A 14,567-nucleotide genomic window follows, 5' to 3' on the forward strand; every position below is an offset into this window, starting at 1 on the left:
GGTTCTTTTGGTTATGAGTGACTTGGCAACCAGCTGAGGGTGAAGGTCAGTTGCTCAGCTTTCAAGAGGTCTTGGTGTTGGATGCTAGATACTGGGGTCTTGTCCAGTCGGCATTCTTTGACAAAGTTGAAATGGCTGTGGTTTTGCTCAGTATGAATATCCAACCATTTATTTTCCTTAGCCAGGTAGATACGGAGGTGGTCAAAGAGAGGGATTCCGAGATCATAGCTGGGTTTGCCCGGACAGATCGGGTAGAATCCAAGAGCTGACCAGATGTACCAGGCTGAGAGACTGCCATTGTCTTCATCGCCAGGATAGGCTTGCCAGCTTGGGTGAAAGGCTTTCTGACGCAAGGTTTTGATGAGTATAGCAGTGTAGTCAGGGTAGTCGCTGTAGCGAAAGAGATATGGAATGTGGAAGCTAGGCTGGTTAGAGATGGCGAGTTGTCCAAAGGGAGCTGTTGCCATCTCGCTCATTTCATGAATCTCGTAACCATAACCAGTCGTCTCAAAGAGGGGAGCATCCTGACAGGCTTTCAAAAGATAGTTGCTAAAGGCTTCTTTTCCGCCCATAAGTTGTCGCAAACCTGGGATGTCGTGGAGGACCCCTAAAGTTGCTTGAATGGCTGAGCATTCGGCGTAGTCGCGTCCCCAACTATAAGGAGAGAAGTCAGGGCGAAAGTTTCCTTGATTGTCTCGCGCTCGCATGTAGCCCGTTTCAGTGTCAAATAGATGGTGGTAATTTTGGGACGAAGTTCTATAAGTTTCCGCGATGTCATTCTGACCAAGCTTTTCGGCACAGTTGGCGATACAAAAGTCGCTATAGGCATAGTCTAGGGTGTGGCTGACGCTTTCGTGGTGGTCGGTAGAGAGGTAGCCCAGCTCTTGGTATTGGGCTAGTCCGTGACGACCATTGATCCTCAGAGGGTCGGACTTAGTGGCTGTTTTAAGCATAGCCTGGAGGAGTTCTTTCTCTAAATCGGGAGCCATGTCCTTGCAGGCGCTATCTGCGATAACGCCATCTAGCAGAGTACCAGGCATCATGCCACGTTCATCTGGAGCTAGCCACTTTGGAAGAAATCCGGTATTGCGGTAGCTATTGAGGAAGCCTTCTAAAAAGCGGTGGTAGTGTTCTGGTATGATAAGGGCAAAGAGGGGAAATGTAGTCCGGAAGGTATCCCAGAAACCATTGTTGCTAAAGAGGACACCGGGCTTGACAGTACCAGTAGCCAGATCCATGTGGATGGCTTGTCCTGATTCATTAACCTCATAAAAAGTCTGAGGGAAGAGGAAGAGTCTGTAAAGGCAGTGGTCAAAGAAGGTTCGGTCAGCCTCTCCTGTCTCGATAACGTCAAAACGATGGAGGAGTTCTTCCCAATCTGCTTTTGCATTTGCTTTGCAGTTATCAAAGTCCGTTTGAGGTAGATTAAGCAGAGCTTGAGATGGAGAGATAAAGGAAGTCGCTAGTTGGATCTCAGCATGACTGTCTGCTAAGTCAATTCGCCAGTCTCCCTCTTCTTGGCTGACAGCAAGAATATCTGTATTCATTTGTAGGGCAGTAAACAGTATCAGAGGACTTTTGTTGGTCTCTGTTTTACCTTCTTGTCTTAGGGCCAGAGTTCGCTTATCTACTTGCTCCACTGTCAGTTCATCTGCTGCGTGAAGATAGAGGGAGAGGGCTTTACCTTGCTTTTGCTCTAGGCGAATAGAAGCACCGTAGCAAGTCGGAGTAAGCTGGCTTTCAACTTGATAGCGCAGGGAGAAAATCTTCAGATAATGGGGTTGGAAAGAGGCTTTGTCCGTATCATAGGAAGACTGACGATGGAATAGGCTGTCTCCCACAAGCTGGCCTGTGACAGGTGTTAGGAGTAGCCAAGAATAGTCGCCAATCCAAGGACTTGGTTGATGAGTCAATCGAATCCCCTGAAAAATGGGCATATGTGGATCAAAGAACCAAGCTCCCTCCTGGTCACTAGTCTGGGGAACAAAATAATTCATCCCAAAAGGAACGCCCGTGTAAGGCAGGGTATTCCCCCGAGAAAAGGCATGTTTGCTGGCAGTTCCAAAGCGGGTATCGATGGTTTCAAGTAGTGGTTTCATAAAAAAGCTTTCTGTAGAGGTTTTTGTTTAGTATAACATGAAATTGCCAATAACCGAATTTTAAAAAGTAAATGCCCCTATAAATTTCGGTTAATAATTTACAAATATTCATTCTTTTGTTAGAATGGAGACAATAAAAAAGAAAAGGGGATTTTTTATGAGTGATTCGGTAAATAATGTGAATAACGAAGAATCTGTAGAGAAGGTTGAAAACACGCCTGTAGAGGACGTGGAGTCAGTTGATACTCAAGAACCAGAAACTGTGGAAGAAACTGCTTCTGAGCAAGCAAAAGATGACCAATCTGAAGAAGTGGTGGAAGAGAAAGATTCTAAGCCAGAACAGAAAGAAGATGCAAAAGCTTCAGCTGAGGCTTCAGTTCAACAAGTCGTTGAAAAAACCAAAGGATTGTTTGCAACGAAACGCAAAGAAATCATTGCAGCTCTTGTGGCAGTAGCCGTTATTATTGTGGCATTTGTGGGATACAATGTTATCCAGTCACAACCAAAAAGCTTAATTGGCGACGTCAAAGTTGAGTTTTCAGGTTATGAAGAATCTGGAACGGTAACTTATAATAGTCAAGATATTGCTGAGAAAGTAGCAGAAATAGCATACCAAAAAGTAGGCTTTAATAAGGATCAGGCAGCTGGTTTGGCTAAAAAAGACCCTATTATTTACGCAGAAGTGTCAAGAGATGGCAAGTTGGCGTCTAAATTGATGCAAGCAGAAGCGATGATTAGTAGTGTCCATTATGAATTTGACAAAACAAATGGTCTCAAAAATGGGGACGAAGTTACATTCACCGTAACAACAAGCTCAAAGAACTCACCATTTAAAGCTGAAAAGAAAACTTTCAAAGTTGAAAACTTGAAAGAATATGAGAAGGTATCAACGGCTGATTTGCTCAAAGAAACTCCTGTGACATTTACTGGATTTAATGGGTATGGTATAGCGTCTATTACAGAAAATCCTAATAAAGACGACTATTTCAACTTTGAAGATAACAAACGTCCGACAAACTTGAAGAACGGAGATACAGTTACTCTTACTGTTAGTGCGACCTATATCAATGAGTTAAAATCAAAAGGAAAAGTTGTTGACAACAATAAGGTCGAGGTGACTGTTGAAGGGTTGAAAGACTTAAAAGATGTGAAGAACTTTGCGGATCTTCTGAAAAAGAATGATGATTACAGCAAGTCTGAAAATCAAAATAGTTCCTTTAGCACCTACACTTTAGAGTCACAAGGCAGTTATTTGAAAGTCATCCCAGAAGAGAATAAAAAATCAAATGGGAAAGTTTCGTTGATAACAGTTTATAAAGTAACTTGGTCAAGTGGCAATTCAAAAGAAGTTCGTTACAAATACTATGGTTATCAAGCTTACCTTTTGAAGGACAATAATCTTGATCTTGATGCTGCTTCTAAAGTATCAAGTTGGGGATCAAAAGATTTAGAAGGTCTAAAAGCTGAACTGGCTACCGAAGGTTATAAGGTTTACGAAGAAAAGAAAAGTGAATAGAAAAGTTGGGGAGAGCCCCAACTTTTTTTTCATAAGTTTGTTTCAAAACGCCTTTAGTTTGTGTATATCTTTTGGAGGCGTTTTTTTTTATACTGAACATGAAACTTGTTTGAAAGAGGAAACTGCACGATGATTTATTCGAAAGAAATTGTTAGAGAATGGCTAGACCAAGTAGCAGAGCGGGCTAAGGACCATCCCGAGTGGGTGGATGTCTTTGAGCGTTGCTATACAGACACCTTGGACAATACGGTTGAAATCTTAGAAGATGGCTCTACTTTTGTCTTGACTGGGGATATTCCTGCCATGTGGCTTCGGGATTCGACAGCCCAACTCAGACCTTACCTTCATGTGGCTAAAAGAGATCCTCTCCTACGTCATACCATTGCAGGTTTGGTCAAGCGTCAGATGACCTTGGTGCTCAAGGATCCTTATGCTAACTCCTTTAACATTGAGGAGAACTGGAAGGGCCACCATGAGGCTGACCATACCGACCTTAATGGTTGGATTTGGGAACGCAAGTATGAGGTGGACTCGCTTTGCTATCCTTTGCAACTGGCTTATCTCCTTTGGAAAGAGACTGGCGAGACCAGTCAATTTGATGATACTTTTGTCGCAGCGACCAAGGAAATTCTCCATCTCTGGACGGTAGAACAAGACCACAAGAATTCACCTTATCGTTTTGTTCGGGATACGGACCGTAAGGAAGATACTCTGGTAAATGATGGCTTTGGACCTGACTTTGCAGTGACAGGTATGACCTGGTCAGCCTTCCGACCGAGTGATGACTGCTGCCAGTATAGCTACTTGATTCCGTCCAATATGTTTGCAGTAGTTGTCTTGGGGTATGTGCAAGAAATCTTTGCTACATTGGAACTAGATGATGGCGAGAGTATTATTGCTGACGCTGAGCGTCTCCAGTCTGAAATCCAAGAAGGCATCGAAAATTACGCCTACACAACCAACAGCAAGGGCGAAAAGATTTACGCCTTTGAAGTGGATGGTTTAGGGAATGCTAGCATCATGGATGACCCAAATGTACCAAGTCTGCTGGCGGCGCCTTATCTGGGTTATTGCGACATTGAAGACGAAGTCTATCAAGCCACTCGTCGCACCATTCTAAGCCCAGAAAATCCGTATTTCTACCAAGGTGAATACGCTAGCGGTCTCGGAAGTTCTCATACCTTCTATCGCTATATCTGGCCCATTGCCCTTTCTATCCAAGGCTTGACAACAAGAGATAAGGCAGAGAAGAAATTCTTACTCGATCAGTTGGTTGCCTGCGATGGTGGTACAGGTGTCATGCATGAAAGCTTCCACGTGGACGATCCAACTCTCTACTCTCGTGAATGGTTCTCCTGGGCAAACATGATGTTCTGTGAGTTAGTCTTGGATTACCTGGATATTCGCTAGTCAACTTTTTAGTTAGATAGAAATAAAAAATTTAAGTTAGAATGAGGTTTTACTTCATGGAAAATGTTGTTGTACATATTATCTCACATAGTCACTGGGACCGTGAGTGGTACTTGCCTTTTGAAAGCCACCGTATGCAGTTGGTGGAATTATTTGATAATCTTTTTGACCTTTTTGAAAATGACCCTGAGTTCAAGAGCTTCCACTTGGATGGTCAAACCATTGTCCTTGATGACTACTTGGAAATTCGCCCTGAAAATCGCGACAAAATTCAACGTTACATCGACGAAGGCAAACTCAAAATTGGTCCCTTTTACATCTTGCAGGATGATTACCTGATTTCCAGCGAAGCCAACGTCCGTAATACCTTGATTGGTCAAGCAGAATGTGCAAAATGGGGCAAATCAACCCAGATTGGTTACTTCCCAGATACCTTTGGAAATATGGGACAAGCTCCTCAAATCCTTCAAAAATCAGGCATTCACGTGGCAGCCTTTGGTCGTGGTGTGAAGCCAATTGGATTTGACAACCAAGTCCTCGAAGATGAGCAGTTTACATCCCAGTTTTCAGAAATGTACTGGCAGGGTGCGGATGGAAGTCGTGTCCTCGGTATCCTCTTTGCCAACTGGTACAGTAACGGGAATGAAATCCCAGTTGATAAGGACGAGGCCCTACCTTTCTGGAAACAAAAATTGTCAGACGTGCGTGACTACGCTTCGACAAACCAATGGTTGATGATGAACGGATGTGATCACCAGCCTGTACAGCGCAATCTGAGTGAAGCCATTCGTGTGGCAAATGAACTCTTCCCAGATGTGACTTTTGTTCATAGTTCCTTTGATGACTATGTCCATGCAGTAGAAAGTGCTTTGCCAGAGCAGTTATCAACAGTTACAGGTGAGTTGACCAGTCAAGAAACAGATGGCTGGTACACACTTGCCAACACTTCTTCATCACGCATTTACCTCAAACAAGCCTTCCAAGAAAATAGCAACCTCCTAGAACAAGTGGTGGAGCCATTGACTGTCATCACTGGCGGCCACAACCACAAGGACCAGTTGACCTATGCTTGGAAAGTCCTTCTACAAAATGCTCCCCATGATAGTATCTGTGGCTGTAGTGTTGACGAAGTTCACCGCGAGATGGAGATACGTTTTGCTAAGGTCAACCAAGTCGGAAACTTCGTTAAGACCAATCTTCTCAACGAGTGGAAGGGCAAAGTCGCAACCCACGAAGCGCAAAGCGACCATCTCTTTACCGTCATCAACACAGGCTTGCATGACAAGGTTGATACAGTCAGCACCGTGATTGATGTAGCGACTTGTGATTTCAAAGAATTGCACCCAACAGAAGGCTATAAGAAGATGGCAGCCTTGACCTTGCCAAGCTACCGTGTCGAAGACTTGGAAGGGCATGTTGTAGAAGCGAAAATCGAAGATCTGGGAGCTAACTTTGAGTATGATTTGCCAAAAGACAAGTTCCGTCAGGCTCGTATCGCTCGACAAGTGCGCGTGACAGTCCCTGTTCATCTAGCACCACTTTCTTGGACAACCATCCAATTGCTTGAAGGAGAACAAGAACACCGTGACGGTATTTACCAAAATGGAGTGATTGATACGCCATTTGTAACGGTCAGTGTGGATGAAAACATCACGGTCTACGACAAGACAACTCATGAAGCTTATGAAGATGTTATTCGCTTTGAAGACCGTGGTGACATTGGAAATGAGTACATCTATTTCCAACCAAAAGGAACAGAGCCTATCTACGCAGAACTCAAAGGCTGTGAAGTCTTGGAAAATACAGCTCGTTTTGCCAAGATCTTGCTCAAGCATGAATTGACAATTCCAGTAAGTGCAGACGAAAAACTGGATGCAGAACAAAGAGGCATCATCGAGTTTATGACGCGTGAAGCTGGGCGCTCAGAAGAATTGACAACCCTTCCTCTGGAAACAGAGATGACCGTCTTTGTTGATAATCCACAAATACGCTTCAAGACTCGCTTTACTAACACAGCCAAGGATCACCGTATCCGTCTCTTGGTTAAGACTCATAACACACGTCCAAGCAATGACTCTGAAAGCATTTATGAGGTGGTGACACGACCAAACAGACCAGCTGCTTCTTGGGAAAATCCTGAAAATCCACAACACCAACAAGCCTTTGTCAGCCTTTATGATGATGAAAAAGGGGTGACAGTGGCAAATAAAGGATTGCACGAGTATGAAATCCTTGGAGATGATACCATTGCCGTGACCATTCTTCGTGCCTCAGGTGAGCTAGGTGACTGGGGTTACTTCCCAACACCAGAGGCTCAGTGCTTGCGCGAGTTTGAAGTCGAGTATACACTTGAGTGTCACCAAGCCCAAGAACGCTTCTCAGCCTTCCGTCGTGCCAAAGCCTTCCAAACACCATTCACTAGTCTTCAGCTTGCTAAACAAGAAGGAAGTGTGGCAGCGACTGGCAGCCTCTTGAGCCATGCGGCGCTCAGCTTACCACAAGTCTGTCCGACAGCCTTTAAGGTAGCTGAAAATGAAGAAGGATATGTACTTCGTTACTACAATATGAGTCAAGAAAATGTGCGCATATCTGAACACCAACAAACCATTCTTGACTTACTTGAACGACCATATCCAGTTCATTCAGGACTATTAGCGCCACAAGAAATTCGTACAGAATTGATTAAAAAAGAAGAAATCTAACAGTTTTAAAGTGTTTGATAACTAATACTATGAGATAGAAAGGAGGGGCGAAAAAGTAAGGGCTAACTGCTGATTCGCCCCTTTTTACGGTAAAGAACAATGATTATTGCAACCATTGATATCGGAGGGACCGGTATAAAATTTGCTAGTCTAACTTCCGATGGAAAAATACTAGATAAGACAAGTACTCCAACGCCAGAAAGTTTGGAGGATTTACTAGCTTGGCTAGACCAACGCTTGGCAGAACAAGATTATAAGGGTATTGCTATGAGTGTTCCAGGCGCGGTCAATCAAGAAACAGGTGTGATTGAGGGAATCAGTGCCGTGCCTTACATCCATGGCTTTTCTTGGTATGAGGCCCTTGCTCATCACAAGCTACCTGTCCATCTAGAAAATGATGCCAACTGTGTTGGACTGAGTGAACTGCTGGCTCATCCAGAGATTGAAAATGCAGTCTGTGTCGTGATTGGGACAGGAATCGGCGGTGCCATGATTATCAATGGCAAGCTTCACCGAGGTCGACACGGCTTGGGTGGAGAATTTGGCTACATGACAACCATTGCACCAGCAGAAAAGCTCAACAACTGGTCGCTACTAGCATCTACAGGGAACATGGTTCGCTACGTGATTGAAAAATCTGGTCAGACTGACTGGGACGGACGCAAGATTTACCAAGAAGCTACAGCAGGCAATGCCCTTTGCCAAGAAGCCATTGAGCGCATGAACCGTAATCTGGCTCAAGGCTTGCTCAATATCCAGTATCTGATCGATCCAGATGTTATTAGTCTGGGAGGTTCCATCAGTCAAAACCCAGACTTTATCCAAGGGGTCAAAAAAGCTGTCGATGAATTTGTCGAAACCTACGAAGAATACACGGTCGCACCAGTGATCCAAGCCTGCACCTATCATGCAGATGCCAATCTCTACGGTGCCCTTGTCAACTGGCTACAGGAGGAAAACCAATGGTAAGATTTACAGGACTTAGTCCCAAACAAGCGCAAGCTATTGAGGCTTTAAAAAGTCACATTTCCCTACCGGATGTGGAAGTTGCAGTCGCTCAGTCTGACCAATCCTCTATCTCTATCAAGGGTGAAAGTGGACACTATCAACTAACCTATCGCAAACCTCACCAACTTTACCGCGCCGTGTCCTTGTTAGCAACAGCTCTAGTAGAAGGTGACAAAGTAGCGATTGAAGAGCAGGCGGCTTATGAAGATTTAGCCTACATGGCAGACTGTTCCCGAAATGCCGTGCTTAATGTGGCATCGGCCAAACAGATGATTGAAGTCTTAGCTCTCATGGGCTATTCAACTTTTGAGCTCTACATGGAAGACACTTATCAAATCGAGGGGCAACCTTACTTTGGTTATTTCCGCGGGGCTTATTCAGCAGAAGAGTTGCAGGAAATTGAAGCCTATGCCCAGCAGTTTGATATGACCTTTGTGCCTTGTATCCAGACCTTGGCTCACTTATCAGCCTTTGTCAAATGGGGTGTCAAGGAAGTGCAAGAACTCCGTGATGTAGAGGATATTCTCCTCATCGGAGAAGAAAAGGTGTATGACCTGATTGATGGCATGTTTGCCACTCTATCTAAACTGCAGACTCGCAAGGTCAATATCGGGATGGACGAAGCCCACTTGGTTGGTTTGGGACGTTACCTCATCTTGAACGGTGTTGTGGACCGTAGTCTTCTCATGTGCCAACACTTGGAGCGCGTGCTGGATATTGCAGACAAGTATGGTTTCCACTGCCAGATGTGGAGCGATATGTTCTTTAAACTCATGTCAGCGGATGGCCAGTACGATCGTGACGTGGAGATTCCAGAAGAAACTCGTGTCTACCTAGATCGTCTCAAAGACCGTGTAACCTTGGTTTACTGGGATTATTATCAGGATAGCGAGGAAAAATACAATCGCAATTTCCGCAATCACCACAAGATTAGCCAGGATATCGCCTTTGCAGGTGGAGCTTGGAAGTGGATTGGTTTCACACCCAACAACCATTTCAGCCGTCTCATTGCTGTAGAAGCCAACAAAGCCTGTCGTGCTAACGACATCAAAGAAGTCATTGTAACGGGTTGGGGAGACAATGGTGGTGAAACAGCCCAATTCTCTATTCTACCAAGTCTGCAAATCTGGGCAGAGCTCAGCTACCGCAATGACCTAGACCGTCTGTCTGCTCACTTCAAGACCAATACAGGTTTATCAATTGAGGACTTTATGCAGATTGACCTAGCCAACCTCTTGCCAGACTTGCCGGACAATCTCAGTGGAATCAATCCTAATCGCTATGTCTTTTATCAGGATGTTCTTTGCCCTATTCTTGATAGACACATGACACCTGAACAGGACAAACCGCACTTCGCTCAGGCAGCTGAGACGCTTGCTGAAATCAAAGAAAAAGCTGGTGCCTACTCTTACCTCTTTGAAACTCAGGCCCAGTTGAACCAGATTTTAAGCAGTAAAGTGGATGTGGGACGACGCATTCGTCAGGCCTACCAAGTAAACGATAAAGAAAGTCTGAGAGAAATCGCAAGACAAGAATTACCAAAACTCAGAAGCGAGATTGAAAACTTCCATGCTCTCTTTAGCCACCAATGGTTGAAAGAAAACAAGGTCTTTGGCTTAGATACAGTCGATATCCGTATGGGCGGACTCTTGCAACGGTTCAAACGAGCAGAAAGTCGTATCGAGGCTTATCTGGCAGGGCAGATTGACCGCATCGAAGAATTAGAAGTCGAGATCCTACCATTTACTGACTTCTACGCAGACAAGGACTTCGCAGCAACTACAGCCAACCAGTGGCACACTATTGCGACCGCATCGACGATTTATACGACTTAAAGGCAAGAATACCCTACTACTTAGTTTATAAACTAACTAAAATGCTTGTCTAGAGAACTTGACAGCAGATTAAGAGCTCGAAGATCAATTTATTCGTCTCGTATGTAATTAAATAGATTATCATTTATTAGAACAGATGCTTCTAAACTAGGTGAATAAAAAGAATGAGTGTTGTTATCTTTTATTGCGTATTGTGTAGATTTCATAATATCCTCAATTTAGCCATATTTCGTTTTTTATGGATTTTGTATTACCATTTTGGTTATATAAATACAAAGTAACCTTTTCGGTTATCAGTCAATGAAAAAGTGAAAACAATTTTAAAATGTTAAAAGACAATTTAAAAAAGTCCGACTAGATGAAGGAATTACTCAATTAGAAGTTGTTGAAAAGTTAGGTGTAGCAAAAGTCCAGTATGCTAGGTGAGAAAGTGGAGGAAGGAATCCAAAAGATGAAACAGTAGAAAAATTAGCTGAAATCTTAAATACTTCTTTTGAGATTCTAAAAGGACAATATGATGGGCCTTGAGGAGATTGTTAGTTTATTGAGATAATACGAACTGACGGAAGAACATAGAAAAGAAATTAAAAAATTAATACAAAACTATTTAGATGGTATTTTAATATGATTGAACAAATTACAAATTTATCGCGAAAATCTTTTAAAGACTATACTACTCCCCCTAATTTTTTTAAGAAGAAGAATATTTTATTTGGATATAATGGTAGAGGGAAGAGTTCTTTGGCATTGGGTATCATTGATACTTTTAAAGCCAGTGTTAAAAGTGAAACTTCGTATCGACTCTTCAATAAAGATTATGTAAAAGATACATTACTATTAAATGATACTGTTTCGATTATAAAAGGTGTTAGGGTAACTTTTAGTAAGAACGACGCAAGTATAGCTAAAACGATAAAAGAGCTAGAAACCCAAAAAGTAGATGTAAAAACTTTAAAAAGTTCCATTAGTGATAAAAAAAATAATCTGAGGATTGAAATTGATACTATACATGATTCAAACAAAGGAAAAGCTAAAATTAATAAAAGAAAAGCCACACTAGGTCCTATAGAAGTTTTTAATCTCTATATAGAAGATTTAAAAAGAGCACGTGAAATCAACTCATCGGATGAGTTTATAGCATCATTTGAACCTGATAGTGAAAGTTTTGAGAAAATTAAACAAAATATATTATCAAGCTTATTTCCACAATTAAAAATTACAAAATTTACTAACGAAGATAAAGAGTTTTTGAAAGATGTTCTAGAAAAATCCTATGAGGATATTAAGGAAATCCCCACATTAGAATTGCTACATTGGTTAGAACAAGGTATAGAACTCCATAAAGATGCAGAACATTATTGTTTATTTTGCCAGAATTCTTTCACCCTTGATGATGTAAAACAAAGAGTAAAAGAATATAAAGAAAATGAAAAACAAAAAGATATTGAACGACTGGAAAAAATAAAAGGAGTACTTAAATACAATTTGTCTCTTCTTAAAGATGAAAATAAGCTGAAAAGTCAGTTAAATTTGATTAATATTGAATCTGGAATTATTGAAGAAATTATTAATAGTGACAACGTATCTAGATTAGCTGAACTTGCATCGACTATTGAGTCGAAGATTCAAGATATGAGCACAACGTATAGTTTTACAGATTCAATTTCAAAGTTTGAATTAAAAGTGGATAGTGTTGTTGATAAAATTAGAAAGGGATACAGAGATAAAATTAAAGAACTTGACGACACTATTAATAATATTGAGATCTTAGCAAAAGGAAAAATCTGTTTGGCTTTAGTTAAGAATAACTTTATGTTAAAACTTATAGAATTAATCAGAGAGAAAAGAGAGTTATTAGAAATTGAAAAAAGGAATGAACAAATAGATAGTGAAATTAATAAATTAAAAGAAAAACAATCAAAGTATACAGATTTCATGAAATTTTTAAATTATGTGTTAAAGAATTTAGGAATTCAAATAAAGTTAATTTTAGAGGATAAAAATTATTACTTACAACACACAATAGAAGAATGTAAGTTAACTGTAGATGATATAAGTGAGGGAGAGAAAAATTTACTATCATTGTTGTATTTCTATTTTGAACTGTATAATGACAACAAACAGACTAAATTAAAAAAAGAAATTGAATTAATAGTCGTTGATGACCCAATTTCTAGTTTAGATGATGCCAATAAATTTTATGTTTTAGAAATCATAAAGAAATTGTTAAGTGAGAAAAAAATCCAAATCTTTGTCTTGACACATTCCTGGGATGATTTTTGTCAGATGTCATATCATTTTAAAAATAATACAGATGCAAAGCTTTTTGAAATCTATAAGGAACCTACACAACAATTTCAAAGTGCAGTTCGAGAGTGTGCTACAAATGTATCACCTTATAAAAAATTGTTTATCGAACTATACGAACTCTCATTGAAGGATTTGAACAGTTTAAATGACTGTGATATTTATCATGCTGCAAATAGTATGAGAAGAGTATTTGAAGAGTTTCTAAATTTCAAGAAGCCTAATTTGCTCCCGCAAAAGACAAATCAAAAAGAGATTGAAGATATTTTTGAAAAGGCGACGGGGCAACACATGGGGAATAATCGAAAACAAGAACTGGGTAGTTTCCTTTCGTTTATTAATGTGTTATCACATCGTCCAATTAAAAGTGACGAAATATTAAGTAATTCAAAATTCATTATGAAATTCATTCAGCAAGTAGATAAAATTCATTTTGAGTCAATGAGACGATTAGATAGCTAGAAAATAGTGCTTTTTCTAGCTTTTGGTACTTTGGGCTTATAGCCCTGGTGGAAATCACCCGTTAGACGGGTAGTTGTGATTTCAAATGGATTCTCACAATTAGAAACAGAGTGTTTCTCGTGAAACCTATTTCTTATAAAAAACTTCTCCACAAAAAATAATTTGTGGAGTTTTTTCTATAATTAGTAGTTTAACCTAGCCTTCAAATAGGAGTATACTAATAATGTAATCGTTATCAAACCTAAAAATTCGATGAAATCAGTTTTTAGGAATAAAAAGGGAGGAAATTATGAAAAAGTTTTCAAAGACCTTGAGAGATAACTGGATTTTTCTCTTGATGGTTTTACCAGGGGCACTCTGGTTGATTCTATTCTTTTACATTCCAGTATTTGGGAATGTGGTCGCCTTTAAAGACTACCATATGACCAGTAATGGTTTCATAGATAGTATTGTGAATAGTAAATGGGTCGGGTTAGATAATTTCAGATTCTTGTTTAGTTCAAAAGATGCCTTTATCATCACTCGTAATACCGTTCTCTACAATCTCGGCTTTATCTTTATCGGTTTGATTGTATCAGTAGGGATTGCCATCATCCTCAGCGAGCTCCGCTCTAAGAGAATGGTTAAGATTTTCCAAACGTCTATGTTGTTCCCTTACTTCCTGTCATGGGTTATCATCAGTTTCTTTACAGATGCCTTCCTAAACATTGACAAAGGGGTCTTCAACCATTTCCTAACATCCATTGGCATGAAGGAAGTCAACTTCTACGCTGATTTAGGCATTTGGCCATATCTTCTCCTTTTCCTAGGTATTTGGAAAGGCTTTGGATATAGCAGTGTCATGTACTATGCGACAATCATGGGAATTGACCCAACCTACTACGAAGCAGCAACAGTGGACGGGGCTAGCAAGTGGCAACGTATTCGCAACGTAACCATTCCTCAGTTGACTCCACTTGTGACAGTCTTGACCATCCTTGCAGTCGGAAATATCTTCCGTGCAGACTTTGGTCTCTTCTATCAAATTCCACACAATGCTGGTCAGCTTTACAATGTAACCAACGTTTTGGACGTATATGTCTTTAATGGTTTGACTCAGACAGCAGATATCGGTATGGCTTCAGCAGCCGGTCTTTACCAATCCGTAGTCGGTTTGATTCTGGTTATCCTATCAAACTTGCTTGCAAGACGAGTCGATCCAAACTCAGCTTTGTTCTAGAAAGGAGGA

Annotated in this window: 8 protein-coding genes and 1 pseudogene; 8 read left to right on the forward strand and 1 reads right to left on the reverse strand. The window is 41.0% G+C overall.

The genetic code is table 11. From position 1 onward, the window contains the following. Window positions 1-11 precede the first annotated feature (11 nt). Window positions 12-2,099, reverse strand: a complete 2,088-nt coding sequence (locus tag I6H78_RS05710; RefSeq protein WP_198459072.1) for a GH92 family glycosyl hydrolase — start codon at window positions 2,097-2,099, stop codon at window positions 12-14. Between the two features lie 157 nt (window positions 2,100-2,256). Between I6H78_RS05710 and I6H78_RS05715 the strand changes: the two genes are divergently transcribed. The 8 genes and pseudogenes from I6H78_RS05715 (at window position 2,257) to I6H78_RS05745 (ending at window position 14,558) form a co-directional block, all read left to right on the forward strand. Continuing rightward, entirely contained in the window at window positions 2,257-3,615 is a 1,359-nt protein-coding gene (locus I6H78_RS05715) for an ATP synthase subunit B family protein (RefSeq protein WP_198459073.1), read from the forward strand. 129 nt (window positions 3,616-3,744) lie between these two features. Then, complete coding sequence (locus tag I6H78_RS05720) at window positions 3,745-5,025, forward strand: glycoside hydrolase family 125 protein (protein ID WP_198459074.1); 1,281 nt, start codon at window positions 3,745-3,747, stop codon at window positions 5,023-5,025. Between the two features lie 56 nt (window positions 5,026-5,081). Continuing rightward, window positions 5,082-7,727, forward strand: a complete 2,646-nt coding sequence (locus I6H78_RS05725) for an alpha-mannosidase (RefSeq protein WP_198459075.1) — start codon at window positions 5,082-5,084, stop codon at window positions 7,725-7,727. Between the two features lie 99 nt (window positions 7,728-7,826). Next, on the forward strand, window positions 7,827-8,696 hold the full coding sequence (locus I6H78_RS05730) for an ROK family protein (protein WP_198459076.1): 870 nt from the start codon (window positions 7,827-7,829) through the stop codon (window positions 8,694-8,696). Then, the gene (locus I6H78_RS05735) at window positions 8,690-10,570 is read left to right on the forward strand and encodes a beta-N-acetylhexosaminidase (protein ID WP_198459077.1); all 1,881 of its coding nucleotides are present in this window, start codon (window positions 8,690-8,692) and stop codon (window positions 10,568-10,570) included. The genes I6H78_RS05730 and I6H78_RS05735 overlap by 7 nt, the downstream gene beginning before the upstream one ends. Window positions 10,571-11,032: 462 nt before the next feature. Further along, window positions 11,033-11,098: pseudogene (locus I6H78_RS09475) on the forward strand (XRE family transcriptional regulator); the annotation flags it as partial. A gap of 96 nt (window positions 11,099-11,194) precedes the next feature. Beyond that, window positions 11,195-13,339, forward strand: coding sequence for an AAA family ATPase (locus tag I6H78_RS05740; protein WP_198459078.1), 2,145 nt, complete (start codon window positions 11,195-11,197; stop codon window positions 13,337-13,339). A gap of 289 nt (window positions 13,340-13,628) precedes the next feature. Next, window positions 13,629-14,558, forward strand: coding sequence for an ABC transporter permease (locus tag I6H78_RS05745; protein ID WP_000714584.1), 930 nt, complete (start codon window positions 13,629-13,631; stop codon window positions 14,556-14,558). Window positions 14,559-14,567 lie beyond the last annotated feature (9 nt).

Source organism: Streptococcus oralis, assembly GCF_016127915.1.
Taxonomy (GTDB): Bacteria; Bacillota; Bacilli; order Lactobacillales; family Streptococcaceae; genus Streptococcus; species Streptococcus oralis_BO.

What these genes read in the sequence shown, in the direction of transcription:
- I6H78_RS05720 (WP_198459074.1), top strand. Translation starts at nt 3,745, where the DNA reads ATGATTTATTCGAAAGAAATTGTTAGAGAATGGCTAGACCAAGTAGCA.
- I6H78_RS05715 (WP_198459073.1), top strand. Translation starts at nt 2,257, where the DNA reads ATGAGTGATTCGGTAAATAATGTGAATAACGAAGAATCTGTAGAGAAG.
- I6H78_RS05725 (WP_198459075.1), top strand. Translation starts at nt 5,082, where the DNA reads ATGGAAAATGTTGTTGTACATATTATCTCACATAGTCACTGGGACCGT.
- I6H78_RS05735 (WP_198459077.1), top strand. Translation starts at nt 8,690, where the DNA reads ATGGTAAGATTTACAGGACTTAGTCCCAAACAAGCGCAAGCTATTGAG.
- I6H78_RS05740 (WP_198459078.1), top strand. Translation starts at nt 11,195, where the DNA reads ATGATTGAACAAATTACAAATTTATCGCGAAAATCTTTTAAAGACTAT.
- I6H78_RS05745 (WP_000714584.1), top strand. Translation starts at nt 13,629, where the DNA reads ATGAAAAAGTTTTCAAAGACCTTGAGAGATAACTGGATTTTTCTCTTG.
- I6H78_RS05730 (WP_198459076.1), top strand. Translation starts at nt 7,827, where the DNA reads ATGATTATTGCAACCATTGATATCGGAGGGACCGGTATAAAATTTGCT.
- I6H78_RS05710 (WP_198459072.1), bottom strand. Translation starts at nt 2,099, where the DNA reads ATGAAACCACTACTTGAAACCATCGATACCCGCTTTGGAACTGCCAGC.